The 22057-nt window shown below is 63.6% G+C and carries 23 protein-coding genes; 17 read left to right on the top strand and 6 right to left on the bottom strand.

Going from position 1 to position 22057, the window contains the following annotated elements:
- Positions 1-73 precede the first annotated feature (73 nt).
- Together ACODSN_RS10610 and ACODSN_RS10605 are read right to left on the bottom strand one after the other, a co-directional pair.
- The gene (locus tag ACODSN_RS10610; protein ID WP_489055189.1) at positions 74-1453 is read right to left on the bottom strand and encodes a DEAD/DEAH box helicase; all 1380 of its coding nucleotides are present in this window, start codon (positions 1451-1453) and stop codon (positions 74-76) included.
- Positions 1454-1742: 289 nt separating this feature from the next.
- Positions 1743-2213 carry a pyridoxamine 5'-phosphate oxidase family protein gene (locus tag ACODSN_RS10605; RefSeq protein ID WP_489055187.1) on the bottom strand — a complete coding sequence of 157 codons (471 nt, stop codon included), beginning with the start codon at positions 2211-2213 and terminating at the stop codon, positions 1743-1745.
- Between the two features lie 109 nt (positions 2214-2322).
- On the opposite strand from ACODSN_RS10605, the gene ACODSN_RS10600 reads away from it, so the two are divergent.
- The 15 genes from ACODSN_RS10600 to lexA all read left to right on the top strand — a co-directional run bounded on the left by ACODSN_RS10600 (position 2323) and on the right by lexA (position 14234).
- Positions 2323-2898 (top strand): NifU family protein, encoded by a 576-nt coding sequence (locus ACODSN_RS10600; RefSeq protein WP_489055185.1) that lies wholly within the window; start codon positions 2323-2325, stop codon positions 2896-2898.
- A 123-nt stretch (positions 2899-3021) separates the two neighbouring features.
- A complete protein-coding gene (gene tsaB / locus ACODSN_RS10595) occupies positions 3022-3648 on the top strand; it encodes a tRNA (adenosine(37)-N6)-threonylcarbamoyltransferase complex dimerization subunit type 1 TsaB (protein ID WP_489055183.1) in 627 nt (208 codons plus the stop codon).
- On the top strand, positions 3645-4124 hold the full coding sequence (locus ACODSN_RS10590) for a GNAT family N-acetyltransferase (RefSeq protein ID WP_489055181.1): 480 nt from the start codon (positions 3645-3647) through the stop codon (positions 4122-4124). The genes tsaB and ACODSN_RS10590 overlap by 4 nt, the downstream gene beginning before the upstream one ends.
- A 116-nt stretch (positions 4125-4240) precedes the next feature.
- A complete protein-coding gene (locus tag ACODSN_RS10585; RefSeq protein WP_489055259.1) occupies positions 4241-4669 on the top strand; it encodes a Ros/MucR family transcriptional regulator in 429 nt (142 codons plus the stop codon).
- 105 nt (positions 4670-4774) lie between these two features.
- Positions 4775-5197 (top strand): Fur family transcriptional regulator, encoded by a 423-nt coding sequence (locus ACODSN_RS10580; protein WP_489055180.1) that lies wholly within the window; start codon positions 4775-4777, stop codon positions 5195-5197.
- A 4-nt stretch (positions 5198-5201) separates the two neighbouring features.
- Complete coding sequence (locus ACODSN_RS10575) at positions 5202-5960, top strand: lysophospholipid acyltransferase family protein (RefSeq protein ID WP_489055257.1); 759 nt, start codon at positions 5202-5204, stop codon at positions 5958-5960.
- Positions 5961-5969: 9 nt separating this feature from the next.
- The gene (miaB, locus tag ACODSN_RS10570) at positions 5970-7322 is read left to right on the top strand and encodes a tRNA (N6-isopentenyl adenosine(37)-C2)-methylthiotransferase MiaB (RefSeq protein ID WP_489055179.1); all 1353 of its coding nucleotides are present in this window, start codon (positions 5970-5972) and stop codon (positions 7320-7322) included.
- Between the two features lie 102 nt (positions 7323-7424).
- Positions 7425-8423, top strand: coding sequence for a PhoH family protein (locus ACODSN_RS10565; RefSeq protein ID WP_489055177.1), 999 nt, complete (start codon positions 7425-7427; stop codon positions 8421-8423).
- Positions 8424-8461: 38 nt separating this feature from the next.
- Positions 8462-8971 carry an rRNA maturation RNase YbeY gene (gene ybeY, locus ACODSN_RS10560; RefSeq protein WP_489055175.1) on the top strand — a complete coding sequence of 170 codons (510 nt, stop codon included), beginning with the start codon at positions 8462-8464 and terminating at the stop codon, positions 8969-8971.
- A 63-nt stretch (positions 8972-9034) separates the two neighbouring features.
- Positions 9035-9982, top strand: a complete 948-nt coding sequence (locus tag ACODSN_RS10555) for a hemolysin family protein (RefSeq protein ID WP_489055174.1) — start codon at positions 9035-9037, stop codon at positions 9980-9982.
- 70 nt (positions 9983-10052) lie between these two features.
- The gene (gene trpD / locus ACODSN_RS10550; protein ID WP_489055172.1) at positions 10053-11045 is read left to right on the top strand and encodes an anthranilate phosphoribosyltransferase; all 993 of its coding nucleotides are present in this window, start codon (positions 10053-10055) and stop codon (positions 11043-11045) included.
- On the top strand, positions 11042-11833 hold the full coding sequence (gene trpC / locus ACODSN_RS10545; protein WP_489055170.1) for an indole-3-glycerol phosphate synthase TrpC: 792 nt from the start codon (positions 11042-11044) through the stop codon (positions 11831-11833). Before trpD ends, trpC begins: the two co-directional genes overlap by 4 nt.
- A complete protein-coding gene (gene moaC, locus ACODSN_RS10540) occupies positions 11830-12300 on the top strand; it encodes a cyclic pyranopterin monophosphate synthase MoaC (RefSeq protein ID WP_489055168.1) in 471 nt (156 codons plus the stop codon). Before trpC ends, moaC begins: the two co-directional genes overlap by 4 nt.
- Entirely contained in the window at positions 12297-13481 is a 1185-nt protein-coding gene (locus tag ACODSN_RS10535; protein ID WP_489055167.1) for a molybdopterin molybdotransferase MoeA, read from the top strand. Before moaC ends, ACODSN_RS10535 begins: the two co-directional genes overlap by 4 nt.
- An 87-nt stretch (positions 13482-13568) precedes the next feature.
- The gene (gene lexA / locus ACODSN_RS10530; RefSeq protein WP_489055165.1) at positions 13569-14234 is read left to right on the top strand and encodes a transcriptional repressor LexA; all 666 of its coding nucleotides are present in this window, start codon (positions 13569-13571) and stop codon (positions 14232-14234) included.
- Here lexA and ACODSN_RS10525 read toward each other — a convergent pair.
- Positions 14231-16384: a ComEC/Rec2 family competence protein gene (locus ACODSN_RS10525; protein WP_489055164.1), complete on the bottom strand. Its 2154-nt coding sequence runs from the start codon at positions 16382-16384 to the stop codon at positions 14231-14233. The two genes, lexA and ACODSN_RS10525, sit on opposite strands and share 4 nt — an antisense overlap.
- A 35-nt stretch (positions 16385-16419) precedes the next feature.
- Between ACODSN_RS10525 and gltX the strand changes: the two genes are divergently transcribed.
- Positions 16420-17907 (top strand): glutamate--tRNA ligase, encoded by a 1488-nt coding sequence (gene gltX / locus ACODSN_RS10520; RefSeq protein ID WP_489055162.1) that lies wholly within the window; start codon positions 16420-16422, stop codon positions 17905-17907.
- Complete coding sequence (locus tag ACODSN_RS10515; protein WP_489055255.1) at positions 17894-19180, top strand: citrate synthase; 1287 nt, start codon at positions 17894-17896, stop codon at positions 19178-19180. Before gltX ends, ACODSN_RS10515 begins: the two co-directional genes overlap by 14 nt.
- A gap of 88 nt (positions 19181-19268) precedes the next feature.
- On the opposite strand, the gene ACODSN_RS10510 is transcribed toward ACODSN_RS10515, so the two are convergent.
- The 3 genes from ACODSN_RS10510 to ACODSN_RS10500 all read right to left on the bottom strand — a co-directional run bounded on the left by ACODSN_RS10510 (position 19269) and on the right by ACODSN_RS10500 (position 22056).
- Positions 19269-19538: a DUF1467 family protein gene (locus tag ACODSN_RS10510; protein WP_489055160.1), complete on the bottom strand. Its 270-nt coding sequence runs from the start codon at positions 19536-19538 to the stop codon at positions 19269-19271.
- A 101-nt stretch (positions 19539-19639) separates the two neighbouring features.
- Positions 19640-21277: a ribonuclease J gene (locus tag ACODSN_RS10505; protein ID WP_489055158.1), complete on the bottom strand. Its 1638-nt coding sequence runs from the start codon at positions 21275-21277 to the stop codon at positions 19640-19642.
- Complete coding sequence (locus ACODSN_RS10500; protein WP_489055156.1) at positions 21277-22056, bottom strand: type III pantothenate kinase; 780 nt, start codon at positions 22054-22056, stop codon at positions 21277-21279. Before ACODSN_RS10500 ends, ACODSN_RS10505 begins: the two co-directional genes overlap by 1 nt.
- Between the last annotated feature and the right edge of the window lies 1 nt (position 22057).

Here is a 22057-nt window from a genome sequence, read left to right as displayed (position 1 = left end):
TTTCCTGAATGGCCACTGTCAATCGCGCCTCGATGAGCCGGTGCGGATACACTCCGGCTCATCGATAGCGGTTTTAACCGCGCGGCGCCCCGGTGCGCTGAACCGCGCCCTTATGCGCGCCAACGCCCGTGCGCTTGCGATGGAACGGGCGCTTGGCGGGCGCTTCGCCATCCGGGCGATGGGCGCGATCGGGAGCGCCGCGCTGCTGCTTCTGCCCGTCCTGATAACGACGCTGGCCGTCGGCGCGCTTCGCCTTCTGTTCGGACGTCTGCTCTTTGGGCTTGCGCGGCGCGGCAGGCTTGGGAAGATTGCGGACCGCCTCGTTGAAATTCTCCGGCAGCGGCGCGATGTCGAGCTTCACCCGCGTCGTCCGCTCGATCGCCTTGAGATAGGGCCGCTCATCATCCGCCACGAAGCTGATCGCGATGCCCTCCGCCCCGGCGCGCGCGGTGCGGCCGATGCGGTGAACATATTGTTCGGGCACATTGGGCAGCTCGAAATTGATGACATGGCTGACGCCCGACACGTCGATGCCGCGCGCCGCGATGTCGGTCGCCACCAACAGCTTGACGCGGCCATCGCGGAACGCCTGCAAAGCGGTCGTGCGCTGGCCCTGGCTCTTGTTACCATGGATCGCGAAAGCCGCGATGCCCGCGCCCTCCAGAAAACGCACGACCCGGTCTGCGCCATGCTTGGTGCGCGTGAAGATGAGCGCGCGGTTGATCGCCTCATCCTTGACCGCGATGGTCAGCAGCGCCTGCTTTTCCGTCTGGTTGACGAAGATCGCCTGCTGGCGAATGCGCTCCGCCGTGGTCGCCTGCGGCGCGACGCTGACCTTCACCGGATCATTGAGGAACTGGGCGGCGAGCGCCTCGATTTCCTTGGGCATCGTCGCGGAAAAGAAGAGATTCTGGCGCTGGGCCGGCAACATCTTGGCGACGCGCTTCAACGGATGGATAAAGCCCATGTCCATCATCTGGTCGGCTTCGTCGAGAACGAAGATTTCCGTATCCTTGATCGTGAACGCGCGCTGGTCGATCAGGTCGAGCAGGCGACCGGGCGTCGCGACGACGATATCGACGCCGCGTGCCAGGGCACGGATCTGCTTGTTGATCGGCACGCCGCCGAACACGACCTCGACCGACAATTTCATGAATCGGCCATAGTCGCGAAAGCTCTGCGCAATCTGAGCCGCCAGTTCGCGCGTTGGCGAAAGGACGAGCATCCGGCAGCCCTTGAGCGGCGTTTCCTTCGGATTGCGGGCGAAATGATCGAGGCTGGGCAGCGCGAACGCCGCCGTCTTGCCGGTGCCCGTCTGGGCGATGCCGCACAGGTCGCGGCCCTTGAGCAATTCGGGGATCGCCTGCTGCTGAATCGGGGTAGGATCGACATATTTTTTGGCGGCAAGCGCCTTGATGATCGGTTCGGCAAGGCCGAGATCGGTAAACTGCATGAAGAACTCACATGTCTGGCCACGACGCCAGACGGCTGCGAGACGCAAACCGGGCGCAAGGCGGGTTACGAAACGACCCGCGTGAATAGGGAAGCCTCAAAAGCTTGCGCAGGCTGTCATTGGCCGGTCCCGAACCTTGTCAAAGGCCGGAACGATCACGCTGCCAATCGCTATGGGGACATGGGTCCGCTTGCTGCGCTGCGGCGATATGGCCCAAACGCTCGTAAAATACAAGCGATCCGTGCACGGTCGCGCACGGATCGCCTTATTCATCCTGTCGTGGCTGGCGTCAGAGCGACACCTCGGCATGTTTGCCCTTCATCTCTTCGGCCACATCGCCGCCAAATAATTGTTTGAACACGCCCGTCAGCGACATGTCGGCGCGCCATATTTCGGCGACACCTAGATCGAGGCGGAGCATCAGCAAATGAGGATCGTTCCGCCCGCCCGGATACCAGGCCTCAACCTCCTTCGACCAGTAGCGATCGATGACGGCCGGATCGGTCTCCGTCACCAGCGTCCCATCGATACAGGCGAAAAGATCATGATCCTTGGCGGCAAACTGCGCCATGGCTGGGCCACCGGGCGCCAGCCGGTTATCCTTGCTCGTATAGAACCAGAAAGCATGATTGGCCTTGGGATCGAGTTGCGCGGTCATCGGCAGGCTGTGGCCCGACGCGCCATTCAGGCCCACCATCAAAAAGGGGCTTTGCGACAATTGTGTCCAGAAGCGTTCACGGATGTCGGACTCGGTGCTCATCGTGGGTCTCCTTATGCTCGGACGGTCAATGGCTGGCCCGGCGGGAAGTTCCGCACTCGCAACAGGCGCATGACTTGATATCCGCCCCGGTTCACGCCACATAGCGGCCATGCTGATCGAGACCGAAAACACGCCCAATCCGGCGACCGTCAAATTCCTGCCCGGCCGCCCGGTGATGAGCGGCGGCACGCGCGACTTCGCCTCGCCTGAAGAAGCGGAAGCCTCGCCACTGGCCGACGCGCTGTTTGGCCTGGGCGATGTCACGGGCGTCTTTTTCGGCAGCGACTTCATTTCGGTGACGATTGCGCCGGGCGCGCAATGGAGCGATGTGAAGCCGGATATATTGGGGCTGTTGCTCGAACATTTCTCCGCGAACATGCCCCTGTTCGCACCGGGATCGGCGGCCGGCATCGCTGTGCCCGCGGCGGAGGAGGAATTTGCCGACGATCCGCAGGACGCCGAAATCGTGGAGCAGATTCGCGATCTCATCGACACCCGCGTGCGGCCCGCGGTCGCCAATGATGGCGGCGATATCATCTATCGCGGCTTCGACAAGGGCACCGTCTATCTCAAGATGCAGGGCGCCTGCGCGGGTTGCCCCTCCTCCACCGCGACACTCAAAAATGGCATCGAACAGTTGCTCAAACATTATGTGCCCGAGGTGACTGAAGTTCGCGCTGTTTAATCAGCGTTGATAAGGAAATAGCGGCGATCATTTCCGCGAATTTCGTGAAATTTGGCAATTGGCGACGGATCGACTAACCGGCGATGGAATCCCGCTTAGCGCGGGCGCCTGACGGGGGTCTGTTTGCGTCTATTGGTCATCGACACCGCGACTCAGGCGCTTTCCGTCGCGCTTCTGGACGATGGCGATATGATCGGCCGCTTCCATGAAGTCGTCGGGCGTGGCCATGCCGAAGCCCTGTTGCCTGCCATCGCCTCCATGCCCGAAGGGGGTCGCGCCGATGCGATCGCGGTCGATGTCGGGCCGGGCAGCTTCACCGGCGTGCGCATTGGCATAGCGGCGGCGCGGGCGCTCGCACTGGCCTGGGGCGTGCCCGTTCGCGGCTATAGCGCACCCGGCATCATCGCGGCGGCGGCGGCGCGCGACCATCCCGATGGCCCGATCGCCGTGACCATCACCGGCGGCCATGGCGAACTATTCTGGCAATGTTTTACCGCTGATGGCCGCACCGCGACCAGCCCGATCGCATCCACGCCGATTGCCGTGCTGGCGCAGCAACTGGCCATACCCTTGCTTTACGGCACGGGGGCCGAAGCTCTCGTGACAGCGCGGGGCCATGGCTCGGCCGTCAGCCTATATCCCGACGCGGCCGACTATCCGCTGATCGCGGATCTCGATCCCCTGCCCCCCTCACCCATCTACGGACGCGAAGCAGACGCGCGCCCCCTCTCCCAGCCAAATCTGCCGTGACGCCAGGTCTGACCCTCGCCAGTTATGACGAAGGGGATCGCGATGCCCTGGCGGATGCGATGCATGTGATGACCCGCGCTTTCGATCCGCTTTACGGTGAGGCATGGACATTGGCGCAACTGACCGGAGTCATGCTGATGCCGGGCACCTGGCTTACAGTAGCGCGGGTCGATGCGGCCACTCTGGGATTCGCACTTGTACGTTCAGTACTGGATGAGTGCGAGTTGCTATTACTTGGCGTAGACCCGGTTTGGCGCGGGCGGGGCGTCGGACGACAATTGCTCGACCATAGTCTTGGCCTGGCGCGCCGCAGGGGCATCACCTCGATGAATCTGGAAGTGCGCGCTTCTAATGATGCGGTCAGGTTATATGAGGGTGCGGGCTTTGAATATGTGCACAGACGCCCCGGTTATTATCGCGGCAATGACGGTCAACTTCACGACGCGTTAAGTTTTCGTCTGGACATGCTATTATAACGCGAATAGGGACTTGCTAAACTTGGGCTGGAGGTATAGCGGACACATACCGCCTCTGAAATGATTTTTCCATGGGCGGGTCGCACCAAAAAAAGCCTTCTCAGGAAACAAGAACCATGGAAATCGAATCGGCGCAGAGCGAATTGCTCATTACTTTGACCTCGGACATTGTCGCAGCGCATGTCTCCAATAACAGCGTGGCGGTCTCGGACGTCTCGGCACTCATTCAAAATGTATTCGCAGCCCTGTCTGGCCTGAATACGCCAGCCGCCGTTCCGGAAACAAAGCCCGAACCGGCAGTATCCATCCGCTCGTCTATCAAGCCCGACTTCATCATCTGCCTTGAAGATGGCAAGAAGCTTAAGATGCTCAAGCGCCATCTGATGACTCATTATCAGATGACGCCGGATGACTATCGCGCGAAATGGGGCCTTCCCGCCGACTATCCGATGGTCGCTCCCAATTATGCCGAACAGCGCCGCTCGCTCGCGAAGAAAATCGGCCTTGGCACCAAGCGCCGCCGCACGACGCGCGCCGCCAAGTAATTCCGCACGAAATGAGAGAGGGGCGTATCGATGATGCGCCCCTTTCGCATGCCCGGAAAAGCCGCTAGGCTGCGCTCTTTACCCGTCATCAGCGAGCGAGCCTGAATGAACCGCAAGATCGATATCGAAGCTCTGTGCCACGAAAAGGGGCTGCGTATCACCGAGCAGCGCAGGGTCATCGCCCAAGTGCTGAGCGATGCGTCGGATCACCCCGATGTCGAAGAATTGCACAGCCGCTCGGCCGCTATCGATCCCGGCATTTCGATCGCCACCGTCTACCGCACCGTCCGCCTGTTCGAAGAGGCGGGCATTCTGGAGCGTCATGATTTTGGCGACGGCCGCGCGCGCTACGAAGCGGCGCCAGAGGCCCATCACGATCATCTGATCGATGTCGAAACGGGCAACGTCATCGAATTTGTCGATCCGGAACTGGAACAGTTGCAAAAGCAGATCGCCGAAAAGCTTGGCTTCCGTCTCGTCGATCACAGGATGGAACTGTACGGCGTCTCGCTCGACCGGAAGGGCTGACCGGCTGGCTCCCGCTCGTCGGCTGAGGCGCGCCGCCGCCCTGGCGCTGAGCCTGCTGCTGTGCCTTCCGCTTCATCTGCTCTGGCGCCTGTTGCGGCGGCATTCCCCGTGGCCGCGCCGCTTCCTTGGCCTTGCCGCGCGCGCCGTGGGTGCTCAGGTGCAGGTAGAGGGGCATGTTCCGAGTGGAGACATGTTCATCATCGCCAATCATATCAGCTGGATCGATATATTGGCGCTAGGCGGGGCGACAGGTACGGCCTTCGTCGCGCATGACGGCATCGCCCGCTGGCCCGTCATTGGCTGGCTCGCCGCCCAGAACAACACGCTGTTCATCGCCCGCGACCGGCGCTCTGCCCTGTCCGGCCAGATCGATGGGCTGCGCGCCGCAATGGCGGGCCACCAGCCGGTCGCTTTGTTCCCCGAAGGCACGACCAGCGACGGGCGCGGCCTTTTGCCGTTCAAGCCCACCCTGCTCTCTGTGCTGCTGCCCCCGCCACGCGCGGTCATGGTTCAGCCCGTCCATATCGATTATGGCGCGGCCACGACAGAGATCGCCTGGCACGGCGAGGAATCGGCGGGCGCCAATGCCGCCCGCATCTTCGGGCGGAGGGGCACGTTCGCGGTGACACTGCGCTTTCTTGAGCCGTTCGACCCTGCCCGCCATCCCGATCGCAAGGCGATTGCGTCCGAAGCCCGGCAAAAGATCGCGGCGAGCATATCGATGCACCAGCCGTCTTTCGCTGCCGCCCTGCCGCCTGTATAGCTGGTCGACATGAATCGAAACGACGTCCCCAACAAGATCCCGACCAGCTTCCACGTCAAATCCTTCGGCTGCCAGATGAACGTCTATGACGGCGAGCGCATGGCGGAGATGCTGACCGGCCAGGGCATGGCCGCCGCCGCTGACGGAGCGCAGGCGGATCTCGTCATCCTCAACACCTGCCACATCCGCGAAAAGGCGGTGGACAAGGTCTATTCCGACATCGGCCGCATGACTCGCGAGGATGGGTCGCGCCCGATGATCGCGGTCGCGGGCTGCGTCGCGCAGGCGGAGGGTAGCGAAATCAGCCGGCGCGCGAAAAGCGTCGATATCGTCGTCGGCCCGCAAGCCTATCACCGGCTCCCCGACCTCATCGACCGGGCTGCGCGCGGCGAGGAAGCGGTCGACACCGACATGCCCGCCTTCTCCAAATTCGACGCCCTGCCCGGCCGCTCGAAACAGGCACGGCCGACCGCCTTCCTCACCATCATGGAAGGCTGCGACAAATTCTGCACCTATTGCGTGGTGCCCTATACGCGCGGCGCGGAAATCAGCCGGAGCTGGAGCGCCATTATCGACGAGGCGAAGGCGCTGGTCGATGGCGGCGTGCGCGAGATCACCCTGCTGGGCCAGAACGTCAACGCCTGGACGGGCGAGGACGACAAGGGGCGTGTCCAGGGCATGGACGGCCTGGTCCGCGCGCTTGCCGCGATCTCCGACCTCAAGCGCATCCGCTATACGACCAGCCATCCCAACGACATGAGCGAGGGACTCATTGCCGCGCATGGCGATGTCGAAAAGCTGATGCCTTTCCTGCATCTGCCGGTACAGTCGGGCAATGACCGGATTCTCAAGGCCATGAACCGCAGTCACGATGTCGCCAGCTATCTGCGGATCATCGACCGCGTTCGCGCCGTTCGGCCCGATATTGCCCTGTCCGGCGATTTCATCGTCGGCTTCCCCGGCGAAAGCGATGCCGAGTTCGAAGATAGTCTGAAGATCATCGCACAAGTGCGCTATGCGCAATGCTATTCGTTTAAATACAGCCCCCGTCCCGGCACCCCCGCCGCGGGCATGGACGGGCAGATCCCGGCCGCCGTGATGGATGAACGGCTGGCCCGCCTTCAGGCGCTGGTCAATGCGCAGCAACAGGATTTCAATGCCGCAACCGTCGGCCGGAACACCGAAATATTGCTGGAGCGCAAGGGACGCCATGCGGGGCAACTGATCGGCAAGACGCCCTGGCTCCAATCCGTCCATATCACCGCGCCGACCCTTTCGATCGGCGATCTGGTGGAAGTCGATATCGTCAGCGCCGGCCCGAATAGTCTCGCCGGACAGTCAGCCAGGAGGAAAGCCGCTTGAACCCACGCCTCGTCATTCCCGCTTCGTCGGGAAGCCATCTCTCCCAATCCCGCTCCTTGGCGGTCGTAAAGAGATGGAAGACCTGGCAGGAGGGCCGCTGACATGGGCAAGAAACCGCATAGCCGCACCGACATCGCCGAACGCGCCCGCTTGGAGGTCACGTTCGAAAAGCCGCATCTGCTCGGCACGCTGTTCGGCCAATATGACCAGAATCTCGTCGCGATCGAAAATCGTCTCGGCGTCTACATCGCGGCGCGCGGCAACAAGTTGCAGATCGAAGGTCATGCCGAAGCCGCGGCGCGTGCGCGCGATGTGCTGACCGGCCTGTATAACCGCATTGTCGAAGGGCAGCAGATCGATGCCGGCGCGGTCGAGGCGGTCATCGCCATGTCGGCTGAACCGATGCTCGACGGCATCATCCGCCATGACGTCGCAGAACCGCCCAAGGTGATGATCCGCACGCGTAAAAAGACCATCGTGCCCCGCTCCGCGACGCAGGTCACTTACATGGAGGCGCTGAACCGCAACGATATCATCTTCGCGCTCGGCCCGGCCGGCACCGGCAAGACCTATCTGGCGGTCGCGCAGGCCGTCAGCCAGCTCATCACCGGCACGGTTGACAGGCTGATCCTGTCTCGCCCCGCCGTCGAAGCAGGCGAAAAGCTCGGCTTCCTGCCCGGCGATATGAAGGAAAAGGTCGATCCCTATCTTCGGCCGATCTATGACGCGCTGCATGACACGCTGCCTGCCGAGCAGGTGGAGCGGCGGATCGCATCCGGCGAGATCGAGATCGCACCGCTCGCCTTCATGCGCGGGCGCACGCTCGCCAACGCCTTCATCGTGCTGGATGAGGCGCAGAACACCACCATCGCCCAGATGAAGATGTTCCTCACCCGCTTCGGCGAAGGAAGCCGCATGGTGATCTGCGGTGATCCCAAGCAGGTCGATCTGCCCCAGCCGGGGATATCGGGGCTGGCCGACGCGGTCGCGCGGCTCGACGGCGTGGACGGCATCGCCATGGTGCCTTTCGGCATTGCGGACGTCGTGCGCCATCCGGTTGTGGGACGGATTGTCCAGGCTTATGAGGGACCTGATGCATAAAGTTATCAAGCGGCCGGAACCCGCAGAGAAGGTTCGTCATGATTGAAGTCGCGCTACTTCACGAGGAAGGCTGGCCCGATGGCGACTGGCAATTGCTCGCCGAACGGGCGGTGGCCGCCGCGATCACGCACAGCCCCTATGTCGGCTTCGCCACCGATCAGGCGTTGTACGAAGTCGCGGTCAAGCTGACCTCGGATGCCGAAGTCCATCAGCTCAATCGCGCCTATCGGGACAAGGACAAGCCGACCAATGTCCTGTCCTTCCCGATGGTGCAGCCCGACCTGCTGCAAGCCACCGCCAACACCGACGATGGGGAAGTGCTGCTAGGCGATATCGTGCTGGCGGAAGGCGTTTGCGCGGCCGAAGCGGCGGAAAAGGGCATTTCCGTGGCCGATCATGCGGCGCATCTGATCGTGCATGGCACTTTTCATTTGCTCGGCTATGATCATATGGAAGACAATGAGGCCGAAGCGATGGAAGCGCTGGAAATCCGTGCGCTCGGCACGCTTGGCCTTCCCGATCCCTATGGGGATCGTCAGACGATATGATGCGTTTTCGGACCGTCTGGTAACAGGCTCCGACGGCGATTTAACAGGGGATCAGGATAGGACATGGCTGAAGGCAGCCCGAAGGACAGTGCTGGCGCAAAGGAAGCGGACAGTAGCAGCCACGAAGGCGGTTTATGGAGCGGCCTCAAGGCGCTGCTTTTCGGCGAGGATGAAGGCCACAGTCTCCGCAAGGAGTTGGAGGAGGCACTCGACGACTATGACGAGGAAGCCGAAGAAGACGGCGCCCCCGCCCCGACCAAAGGCGACCTGTCGGCGATCGAGCGGCAGATGGTCCGCAACCTTCTGCATTTTTCCGAACATACCGTCGATGACGTCGCCGTCCCGCGCGCCGATATCATCGCGATCGAGGAAAAGGCGAGCTTTGCCGAACTGGCGGCGCTGTTCGCCGAAGCGGGGCACAGCCGCATCCCGGTCTATCGCGACACGCTCGATACGATCATCGGCATGGTCCATATCCGTGATGCCTTCGCGATCCTCGCCGGCGCGGCCCCTGTGCCGGATTCGCTGGAGCCGCTGATCCGTCAGCCGCTGTTCGTCCCTGAAAGCATGGGCGCGCTCGATCTGCTCGCCGAAATGCGCGCCAAGCGCACCCATCTGGCAATCGTGCTGGACGAATATTCGGGCACCGAAGGACTTCTGACGTTCGAGGATCTGGTCGAGGAAATCGTCGGCGAGGTCGAGGACGAACATGACGATGCGCCCGAGCCGATGCTGACCCCGCTCGATGGCGGCATGTGGGATGCCGACGCCCGCGCCGAACTGGACGATGTCGCCGAGGAAATCGACGCGAAGCTGGCAGACGTCGAAGAGGATGTGGATACGCTGGGCGGCCTTGCGTTCGTGCTGGCGGGCTATGTGCCGAAACCGGGTGAGATATTGGAGCATCCGCAGAGCGGCTGGAAGCTGGAGATCGTGGCGAGCGATGGCCGCCGCGTCACCCGCCTGCGGCTCCATCCACCGGCCAGAGCAGTCGAGGGCGACGAGGAATAGGCGCGCGCGTCGCGCTTTGTCGCCGTGCGCCCCTCGACTCATCACCACGCCCGTGATTAAGGCGGCTTCCATGTCTCGTCTGCCCGATCCCGCCCTGCCCCTTTCCCCGGCCGATGCTGCTCGTGCATTCGACCTGTTGTTCGACGCGGACCTGCCGGAAGACGAGATCGCCGCTTTTCTGGTCGCCATGGCGGAACGCGGCGAAAGCGCGGTCGAAATCGCCGCCGCCGCCCGCGCCATGCGCGCGCGCATGATCCCGATCACCGCGCCGGACTATGCGATCGACGTATGCGGCACTGGCGGCGATGGCCATCACACGCTCAACGTTTCCACCGCCGTCAGCCTGGTCGTGGCGGCGAGCGGTGTGCCCGTCGCAAAGCATGGGAATCGCGCCGCTTCGTCAAAGGCGGGCGCGGCCGACACGATCGAAGCACTGGGCCTCGATCTCGATCGCGTTGCCGCAACGGCGGAGGCGACCCTCGCCGACCTCGGCATCTGCTTCCTGTTCGCACAGAACCATCATCCCGCGCTGAAACGGCTCGGGCCGATCCGTCGCGCCATCGGGCGGCGGACGATCTTCAACCTGATGGGTCCTTTGGCAAATCCCGCCAATGTCAGGCGGCAACTGATTGGAATTGCTCGCCCCGCCTATGTGCCGATCTATGCGCAGGCGCTCGCCGAACTGGGCGTGGAGCGGGCGATGATCGTGTCTGGCGACGAAGGGCTGGACGAATTGTCGCTGGCGGGCAGCAATGATGTCGCCGAACTCACGGCCGATGGACTGGTTGCAATGCGTCGCCTGTCCGCCGCCGATGCGGGCCTGCCCGCCCATCCGATCGAGGCTATCAGGGGCGGCGATCCGGCCCATAATGCTGCCGCCCTGCGCGCGCTGCTGCTGGGCGAGCCGGGCGCTTATCGGGACGCGGTGCTCCTGAACGCGGCGGCCGCCCTTGTCATCGCGGGCAAGGCGACCGATTTGCGCGAAGGGGTGGCGCAGGCCGCCGCGACCATTGACCAGGGCCTTGCCAACCGGCTCCTCAACTGCTGGATTGCCTATTCATGACCAACAAGCTGATCGAAATTTGCGACACGACGCGCGAAGAGGTGGCTCGACGCCGCGCCGCGACGACCGTCTCCACGCTCCATGCCCGCGCCGCCGAGCAGACCCCGCCGCGCGGTTTTCGCAAGGCGCTGGACGATGCCGCGCGTTCGGGCTTCGGCCTGATTGCCGAGGTGAAGAAGGCCAGCCCCTCCAAGGGCCTGATCCGTGCCGATTTCGATCCGCCGTCCCATGCGCAGGCCTATGCCGCCGCCGGGGCCGCCTGCCTGTCAGTGCTGACCGATGGCCCTTATTTTCAGGGGCATGACGATTATCTGATGGCCGCCCGTTCGGCCTGTGCCTTGCCGGTGCTGCGCAAGGATTTCATGGTGGATCCCTGGCAGATACTGGAAAGCCGCGCGATCGGCGCGGACGCCATCCTCATCATCGTCGCGGCGCTGGATGACGGCCTGATGGCCGAGATCGAGGATGCGGCGATCGGCCTTGGCATGGACGTGCTGGTGGAGGTCCACGATGCCCATGAACTGGAGCGCGCGCTCAAGCTGCGGTCGCGGCTCATCGGCGTAAACAACCGTGATTTGAGGGACTTCTCGATCGATTTTGCGCGAACATATGAACTGGTCTCGCTCGCGCCGCAGGGCTGCACCTTCGTCGCCGAAAGCGGGCTGGGCTCGCATGCCGATCTGCTGATGATGGCGGACCACGGCGTGCGCTGCTTCCTCGTCGGGGAATCGCTGATGCGACAGGCCGACCTCGAAGCCGCCACTCACGCCTTGCTCACCGGCGCATGAACGGCCTGACCCATCTGGACGAGGATGGCGCGGCGCGCATGGTCGATATCTCGGCCAAGGCCACGACCGCGCGCCAGGCGATTGCCAGCGGCCGCATCACGATGGCGCACGAGGCGGCGTCCGCCATCGCGCAGGGGCTGGTCAAAAAGGGCGATGTGCTGGCGGTCGCGCGCGTTGCCGGCATCATGGGCGCGAAATGCACCGCCGATCTGATCCCGCTTTGTCATCCCATCGCGCTCAGCGCCGTGACCATCGACTTCGCTCTCGATGAAGAGGGCGTCGATGTCACCGCGACCGCGCGGACCGCCGGGCAGACCGGGGTCGAGATGGAGGCGCTGACCGCCGCCAGTATCGCGCTGCTCACCATTTACGACATGGCCAAGGCGCTGGACAAGGGCATGGTCATCGGCGCCGTCCGCCTGCTGGAGAAATCGGGCGGCAAGTCGGGCGACTGGCGCGCGCCATGAGCCTGATCCCGGTGGAGGAGGCGCAGGCCCGCCTGTTGGCGCTCGCTACGCCGCTGCCCAGCGAGAATTTGCCCGCCGCATTGTGCGCCGGGCGCTGGCTGAAGCATGACATCCTGTCCCTGCGCGATCAGCCCTGGGCCGATCTTTCTGCGATGGATGGCTATGCGGTGCGGGCATCGGAATGGCCCGGCCCGTGGACTATCGCAGGGACCAGCGCCGCCGGTGGCGAGGCTCCTGCGCCGCTTGGACCCGGCGCCGCCTGCCGCATTTTCACCGGCGCACCATTGCCGGACGGGGCCGATGCCATCCTGATCCAGGAAAATGCGCGGCTGGAGGGCGGAGCCTTGGCGGCCCTCGGCGAGGCCCTCCCGCCCGCTCGGCATGTTCGGCCCGCGGGATCGGATTTCCGCCAGGGCGATATATTGCTGCCGGCAGGCGCGCTGCTCGGCCCGGCGCGGATCGCGCTCGCCGTGCTGGCCGGGCATGGCAACCTGCCGGTGGGCGGAAAACCGCGCATCGCTTTGCTGTCGACGGGCGATGAACTGACCCCGCCCGGCGCGCCCACCCCGCCCGGCCGCCTGCCCGGCTCAAACGGCCCGATGCTGGCGGCCATGCTCGTCGCGCTGCCATGCGAGATCACCGACCTGGGCATCATAGGCGACGATCTCGCCGCGCAAACCGACGCTTTCGCGCGCGCGGCCGGAGCGGACATCATCATATCGACCGGCGGCGCGTCGGTGGGCGATCACGATCTTGTCCGTCCCGCGCTGCTGGCGGCGGGAGGGACGCTCGACTTCTGGAAGATCCGTATGCGGCCCGGAAAGCCGCTAATGGCCGGGACGATCGGAAACGCCATATTCCTGGGACTGCCCGGCAACCCTGTATCGGCCTTCGTCACGGCGACGCTTTTCCTGCTCCCGCTGATCCGCCATATGGCCGGCGCCAGTGATCCGAAACCGCGCACCACTAAAGCGTTTTTAGGCTCCGCCCTTCCGGCTACCGGCGAGCGTGACGAATATCTGCGTGCCTTCCAGAGCGACTCAGGCGTCGTTTCGGTTACGTCGCAGGACAGCGCGGCCGTAGCCTCGCTTGCCGCTGCGGACTGCCTCATCCAGCGACCGGCCGGATCGCCTCCGGCCAAGGCGGGCGACGGCGTAACGATCCTTCCCTTCACGCCCTGAACACGGAGCCGGGTCGTCAGCCGATGCTTGACTCGCCCCATTTCGTTTCCTATGTGTTCTCTATCCGTTCCATGGAGGACAAGTGGCATGTTGACGCCAAAGCAGCAGGAATTGCTCAACTTCATTCACACCCGACTCGAAGAGGGCGGCGTGTCTCCTTCGTTCGAGGAGATGAAGGACGCGCTCGACCTGCGTTCCAAGTCCGGCATCCATCGTCTCATCAACGCGCTGGAGGAACGCGGCTTCATTCGTCGCCTGCCCAATCGGGCGCGCGCGCTCGAAGTGCTGAAATTTCCTGAGGCGGTCGGTCGCGGCGCAAAGCTTCCTTCCAAGCCTCATCCCGCGCCCATGCTGCCGGTCGCCGCCAACGACGTGATCGAAATCCCCCTGCACGGGCGAATCGCGGCCGGCGTGCCGATCGAGGCGATGGAAGGGCAGACCATGCTCTCTGTTCCCGCCGCTCTGCTCGGCACGGGCGATCATTATGCGCTGGAAGTATCGGGCGACTCGATGATGGAGGCGGGTATTCTGGACGGCGATTTCGCACTGATCCAGCGCACCGATGTGGCGCGCGACGGACAGATTGTGGTCGCTTTGATCGACGAACAGGAAGCGACGCTCAAATATTTCCGGCGCGAAGGACCCAAGGTCCGGCTCGACCCGGCCAACAGCGCCTATGAGCCGCAAATCTACGCGTCCGGCCAGGTACGGATTCAGGGCAAGCTCGCCGGACTGCTGCGTCGCTATAATTAAGGTGCAGGCAGGGAATGTGATCGCGGACGGCGGCGGCTTAAGGGCGTCGCCGGCACCCACGGATGGGCATCACCGGGCACACGCACCGTTCGGATGGTCGCATCGTCGAGGTCGATGGCCAGTCCGCCGGTTTGGCTCAGCAAGGCGCGATCCGCTTTCAACCAGCGCGGTCGACACCAATAGGGCAGGCGGCGATTGCTCAGGATAATATCCGCCGCCGCGCAATCGCGCTGCATCGTCGCACGGTCGATCAGCACATCGCTGCGCGTGAACAGCACCCGCCAGCGCCGCTCGCCCGCCATCATATTGAGCGCGCAGATATCCAACGAGCAACGCGCCTGCGGCAATGCGGCGATCGCCGTGAGTTCACCGCCAAAACCAGCGCTTTCCGACAGCGTATCGCGCACATAATCGCCCGCCCGCTCGCGCAGCATCGCCATGCCGCCATCGGCCGTCCGCACCGCGACATGGCCACCATCTCCCGTCACCACTATGTCGGACGGAGAGGTGGAAGCAATCGCGATCAGGCCGGGCACAATCGGCAACAGCCCGATCCAGCGCCAGCGTGTGCGCCACAGCAGCACCCACAGCCCCCCCATCACCATGACCCCGAACAACCAGACCGGCGTTGCGGGTGCGAGCATCACCGCCATCGGACTGGCCGCAACGCCATGGGCGATAAACAGCAGAAACCGCAACGCCTGCGCCGTCAGCCACCAGGCCGGAGCGCCCAGCCCGCCCATGTCGAGCAGAAGGGCCAACGCCTCCAGCGGCATCACCACGAAAGTCGTCAGCGGAATCGCGATCAGATTGGCGAACGACCCGAGCAATCCCGCCTTGTGAAAATGGAACAACGCGATCGGCGCCAGCACCAGTTCGACCGCAAAGCCGGTTGCGAGCAGCGCGAACAGCGCGCGTCCAATCCGGCGCGGCGCATTTTCATCGCGTCCGGCGACAAACGCCCGATAACGCGGATGCTCGCCCAGTGCGACGATCGCGATCACGGCGGCAAAACTCATCTGAAAGCTAGGGCCGACCAGCGCTTCGGGCCATAGTGCCAGCACGACGATCGCGCCCGCCGCGACCAGCCGCAGCGTGATCGCATCGCGCCCCAGCGCCAGTCCGCCCAGCACCAGCAGCGCGGCGACACAGGACCGCACCGTCGGCACCTCCGCCCCCGTCAGCAACGTATAGCCGATGCCCGCGAGTGCGCCGCCCGCCGCCGCTATCATCATCAGCGGCAAGCCGAGCGCGGCACGCCGACTGAGCGCCATGATCCGCAGCAACAGGAAAATCACTGCCCCGATCAGCGCCGTCACATGCAGGCCGCTGATCGATAGCAAATGGGCGAGGCCGCTGCGCCGCATCGCGTTCGCATCCTCCTCCGCGATCGATCCCTGATCGCCGGTGGCGAGCGCCAGCGCGATGCCAGCCGACGGTCCCTCGATCTGCCCGCGAATATGCGCTGCCAACCGCGCGCGCAGGCCTGGCCCAATGGTTGCGGGGCGCAGCATCTCAACCGGCTTCAGCGCCTTGCCCGTCGCCCCGATCCCCAGAAAATAGGCGCGCCGGGCAAAATCATAGCCACCCGGCACGCTGGCCGGGGCAGGCGGCATCAATCGGACGCGAAAGCGGATACGCGCGCCCTCCCCAAGCCCATCGGGAATGTCGGCCGCCGCGATATTGACCCGGATCGTCGTCGGCAGGGCCGGATCACCCACCGGCCGCACCAGCACGCGGACGATTCCCTGCGCTGGCACCTCGTTCACCGACCGCACCTCGCCTGTGACCTGCGTAAACAGGGCGCGCGCCAATGGCGGCTCCCCCACCAGCATCGACTTGCCCCACACGAGCAGGCATCCGGCACAGGCCAGCAGCCCCCCCGCGACCATGATATGCCGCAAGCGCATCCCCGCAGGCAGCATGACGCCGCCACAAACCACCCCCAGCGCACCGCATGCAAAGCCCAGCCAGCCCCCGCGATCAGGCAGCAGGAACCATGCGGCGATACCGATTCCCAGCGCCACGGGCGCCCACAAGCCAATCTGTTCGCGCTCGACCTCCAGCCACTGTTCCACCCGCGCCGTGCCGCGCAAGGCAAGCGCCCGCACGCCGATGGGAACGGAGGTTTGTCGTGGCTGAAAAGCCATGCTAGGGGGCGTCGCATCCATGGTCTGAACGGTGAATGTCGGGGAATATCCGAGTGAGTGCAACGGGATTGAACAAGCCGGTCGTGACCCGTTTCGCGCCATCGCCGACCGGCTATCTGCATATTGGCGGCGCGCGCACAGCCCTGTTCAACTGGCTGTTCGCCCGGCACCATGGCGGCAAGTTCCTGCTGCGGATCGAGGATACCGATCGCGCCCGCTCCACCGACGACGCCGTCGCCGCGATCTTCGACGGTCTCGACTGGCTCGGGCTTGGCGGCGATGAAGAGCCGGTGTTCCAGTTTGCGCGGACCCCGCGCCATGCTGAAATCGCCAATCAGTTGCTGGAGGGCGGCCACGCCTATCGCTGTTACGCGACTCCGCAAGAACTCGCCGCCCTGCGCGAAGAACAGCGCGCCGCCAAACAGCCGATGCGCTATGATGGCCGCTGGCGCGATCGCGACCCGGCGGAGGCGCCCGACGGCGCACCCTTCGTCATCCGTATCAAGGCGCCCCGCACCGGCGAGACGGTGATCGAGGACGCGGTGCAGGGCCGCGTCGTCGTGCAGAATGCCGAACTGGACGACATGATCCTGCTGCGGTCGGACGGCACGCCCACCTACATGCTGGCCGTGGTGGTGGACGATCATGACATGGGCGTTACCCACGTCATTCGCGGCGACGATCATCTGAACAACGCTTTTCGCCAACTGGCCATCATCAGGGCAATGGGCTGGGAAGAGCCGGTCTATGCCCACATCCCGCTGATCCACGGATCGGATGGGGCCAAGCTTTCCAAGCGTCACGGCGCGCTGGGGGTCGATGCCTATCGTGACGAGATGGGGATGCTGCCCGAAGCGGTCATCAACTATCTGTTGCGCCTCGGCTGGGGCCATGGCGACGAAGAGATCATCAGCCGGGACCGCGCCGTCGAACTGTTCGACATTGGCGGCGTCGGCCGATCGCCGTCGCGCTTCGACATCAAGAAGCTCGAAAATCTGAACGGCCATTATCTGCGAGAAGCGGATGATGCACGGCTCGCGGCACTGGTGGCTCCGCGCGTCGCGACCCGGCTCGACCGTTCGCTGCCCGCCGACGGCAAGGCTCTGCTGACGCTGGCGATGCCATCGCTCAAGCCCAGGGCCAAGACGCTTAACGAAATTGCCGAGGGCGCCGAATTTTTGTTCAAAAATTGCCCCTTGGATTTTGACGAGAAGGCATCGGCTCTGCTAGACGACTCCGCGCGCGCGCTGCTGGGGACGACGGCCGACGCTCTTGCCATCGTTCAATCCTGGACGGTCGAAGCGATCGAATACGCAATACGCTGCGTGGCGGAGGATGCCGGTCTGGGACTGGGCAAGGTGGCGCAGCCTTTGCGGGCGGCGCTGACGGGGCGTACGACGTCCCCTGGAATTTTCGATGTGCTTTTCCTTTTGGGGAAAGAGGAAAGCTTGAATCGGCTGAAGAGCGCCATGCGGCCCTCGTCGGTCGAGGGCAGTAAGGGAGAACATGATGTCCGAAACTAATGTCACGGTGACCGTAGGGGAACAGGCGAAGGATTATGCAGTGCTGAGCGGCACTGTAGGACCCCAGGTCATTGATATTCGTAAGTTATACGCGAATACTGGCATGTTCACCTATGATCCCGGCTTCACCTCGACCGCTAGCTGCGATTCCGGCCTCACCTATATTGACGGTGACGAAGGCGTCCTGCTGCACCGCGGCTATCCCATCGGCCAGCTGGCCGAACAGTCGAGCTTCATGGAAGTCAGCTACCTGCTGCTGAACGGCGAACTGCCTTCCAAGGCGCAACTCGACGACTTCACCTATACGATCACGCGGCACACAATGGTCAACGAACAGTTGACGACCTTCTACCGTGGTTTCCGTCGCGATGCGCACCCCATGGCGATCATGTGCGGCGTGGTCGGCGCGCTGTCGTCCTTCTATCACGACTCCACCGACATCAACGATCCCGACCAGCGCCGGATCGCGAGCCATCGCCTGATCGCGAAAATGCCGACGATCGCCGCCATGGCGTATAAATATTCGGTGGGTCAGCCTTTCCTGTATCCGCGCAACGACCTGTCCTACACCGCGAATTTCCTGCGCATGACCTTTGGCGTGCCCGCCGAGGAATATGAGCCGGATCCGGTGATCGTGGACGCGATGGACAAGATTTTCATCCTCCACGCCGATCACGAACAGAATGCGTCGACCTCGACCGTACGCCTGGCCGGTTCGTCGGGCGCGAACCCCTTCGCCTGCATCGCGGCTGGCATCGCCTGCCTCTGGGGTCCTGCCCATGGCGGCGCGAACGAGGCTGCGCTCAACATGCTGCGCGAAATCGGGACCGTCGATCGCATTCCGGAATATATCGCCCGCGCCAAGAATAAGGACGATCCGTTCCGCCTGATGGGCTTTGGCCATCGCGTCTATAAAAATTACGATCCGCGCGCGACCGTGATGCAGAAGACGGCGGAAGATGTGCTCAAGACGATGGGCGTTACCGATCCGGTGTTCGACGTTGCGCGGGAACTGGAGAAGATCGCACTTAGCGATCCATACTTCATCGAAAAGAAGCTGTTCCCGAATGTCGATTTCTATTCGGGCGTGATCCTGTCGGCGATCGGCTTCCCGACGGAAATGTTCACCGTGTTGTTCGCGCTCGCCCGCACCGTTGGCTGGGTCGCGCAGTGGAACGAAATGATTTCGGACCCAGCGCAGAAAATCGGCCGTCCGCGTCAGTTGTATACTGGCCCTGCCCAGCGCGACTATGTGCCGGTGGCGCAGCGCTGAGCGCACTGCCGATCAAAAAAACGGCGCCTTCGGGCGCCGTTTTTCGTTGTGACTGATGAAGCCGCAGCCAGCCTGCCTATACCGGGTTTCAATCCGCCAGATGATATCCCGGCAGATAGTCGACCGTGATCCATCCCTCGACATAATTGGCATAATATAGGCCGAACAGGATGGTCGAAATGATCGTTGCGCGGATGATCACTTTGCCAGGCTGAAAATTGCTGGGCGCGCTGTCCGCCTGCCCTTTCAGCAATGCCTCGCCCGTTTCGTCGGGCGTACGAATGCCGAAAGGCAGGACGATAAAGGCGCTGATCGTCCAGAACAGCAAATAAATGGCGAGGATCGCATACCAGTTCATGAAGGGTGCCCCTAAACAGGATGGCGCGCCAATTGAAGCGAAACTCGCGCGTCCGACCGAAACTTGCCGCGATTTAATCCGGGCAAGCTTCGGCCATGTTCTTAAGCGCGGACCAGCAGCACATCTACGATCGGCTTCTTGCCAGTCCAGCGGGTCGCGGCGCGGCGCACCGCCAGCCTCACCCGCTCGCGCAGCGCCTCATCCTCCAGCGATCCCTTGCCCACCGCACCGGCAGCATCGGCTGCCGCCTCGGTCAGAAACGCGTCCTTATCTTCCTCGACCGGCACGCCCAGCGTTCGCAGCGCAGGCTTGCCGATCAGCTTGCCCTTGCTATCGACGGCGACCGCCACACTGATCTGCCCATGCAGCCCGACCTTGCGCCGCTCGTTCATGGTCGAACCGTCGGCCGGAAGGATGACATCGCCGTCCAGCACCAGCCGGCCCGTGGCCTGATGACCGATAATCGCCGCCCGGCCCGGCGCCAGCCGCAGCAAGTCGCCATTGGACTGGACCACCGCCTGACCGATCCCACTGGAAAGGCCCAGCCGCGCCTGCTCGGCCATATGTCGTCGCTCCCCATGCACGGGCAGCAAAATCTCTGGCCGGATCCAGCCGTACATCGCTTCCAGTTCGGGGCGGCCGGGATGACCCGACACATGAACCTCCGCCTGCCGGTCCGTGACCATCAGTACGCCCTTGGTCGCGAGGGCATTCTGGATACGACCGATCGCGATCTCGTTGCCAGGGATCTGCTTGGAGGAAAAGACGACGAGATCGCCTTCCGCCAGCTTGATCGGATGGGAATCGAAGGCGACACGGGCGAGCGCGGCGCGCGCTTCGCCCTGCCCGCCGGTGGCGATAATCATCACCTCGTCGCGGGGCAGTGCCATTGCGGCATCCCAGTCCACCGTCGGCGGGAAGTCCTTGAGATAGCCAGCCGCCTTGGCGGTCTTGATAATACGGTCGAGCGAGCGCCCGGCGACACAGACCTGCCGTCCACACGCCGCCGCCACCTCGCCCAGCGTCTGCACCCGTGCCGCGTTGGACGCAAAGGTGGTGACGAGCACCCGCCCCTTGGCGTCCGCGACCGTCTCCATCAACCCTTGGCGCACATCGCCTTCGGAGCCGCTCGCCTGTTCATTGAAAACATTGGTGCTGTCGCATACGAGCGCCAGCACGCCCTCGTCACCCAGCGCCGTCAGTTGCGCCGGCGTCGATGGCACGCCCAGCAATGGCCGGTCGTCCAGTTTCCAGTCGCCGGTATGGAAAATCCGGCCATAGGGCGTATCGATGAGCAGCGCATTGCCTTCGGGAATCGAATGCGCCAGCGGGAAATAGCGGAAACCGAACGGCCCGAGCGCGAAGCTCCCCTCATTCTCGATCACATGGAGCTTGACCTCCTTGGTCAGCCCCTCTTCCTCCAGCTTCAACCGGATCAGTCCGGCGGTAAATGGCGTCGCATAGAGCGGCACGCCGAGGTCAGCGGCGAGGTATGGAATGGCGCCGATATGATCCTCATGCCCATGGGTGAGGACGATGCCGAGCAGGTCCTTGCGCCGCTCTTCGATAAAGGCGAGGTCCGGCAGGATCAGGTCCACGCCGGGGTAATTGGGATCTGCAAAAGTCAGGCCAAGGTCAACCATGACCCACTTGCCCTGACAGCCATAGAGGTTGACGTTCATGCCGATCTCGCCCGACCCGCCAAGGGCCAGGAAAAGCAGCTCATTTCCGGGTGTCATTATGGTTTCAAACTCCGTTCGTGCAGCAAGGCGAGACCCTGAATCGTCAGGTCCGGCGCGATCGCATCGAAAATATCGCTGTTGTCGTTGAAGAGGACCGCAAGGCCCCCGGTGGAAATCACTTTGGTCGGGCGACCGATCTCGCTTCGCATCCGCGCGACCAGCCCCTCCATCATCGCCACATAGCCCCAGAACACGCCGATCAGCATCTGCGATTCCGTGGTGCGGCCGATCACCGATCGATTCTCGGGCGGCGCGATCGCGATCCGGGGCAATTTCGCCGCCGCCGCCACGAGCGAATCGAGCGACAGATTGATGCCGGGTGCGATGATCCCGCCTTTATAGGCGCCCCGATAGTCGACGACGTCGAACGTCGTCGCCGTTCCGAAATCGATGACGATCAGGTCGCCATCGTAAAGATGGTGGGCGGCGATGGCGTTTACAACCCGATCCGCACCGACCGACGCAGGCTCCTGCACATCGAGGTCGATGCCCCATTCGACCGCGCCCTGCCCGGCGATCAGTGGCGTGACCTTGAAATATTTCTCCGACAGGACCTGAAGATTATGCAGCGCACGCGGAACGACCGTGGCGATGATGACGGCGTCGACTTGCGCCAGCGCATAGCCCTCCAGCATCAGCAGCTGATTGAGCCACACCGCATATTCATCGGCCGTGCGGCGCGGATCGGTCGCAATGCGCCAGCGCGCGCGGATGTCGCGCCCGTCGAGCAGCGCAAAAACGACATTGGTGTTGCCCGCGTCGATCGCGAGAAGCATG

This window comes from Sphingobium sp. FG11, from assembly GCF_057809915.1.
Note: the sequence above shows the minus strand (reverse complement) of the source record. Positions and strands in the feature narration are given on the sequence as shown.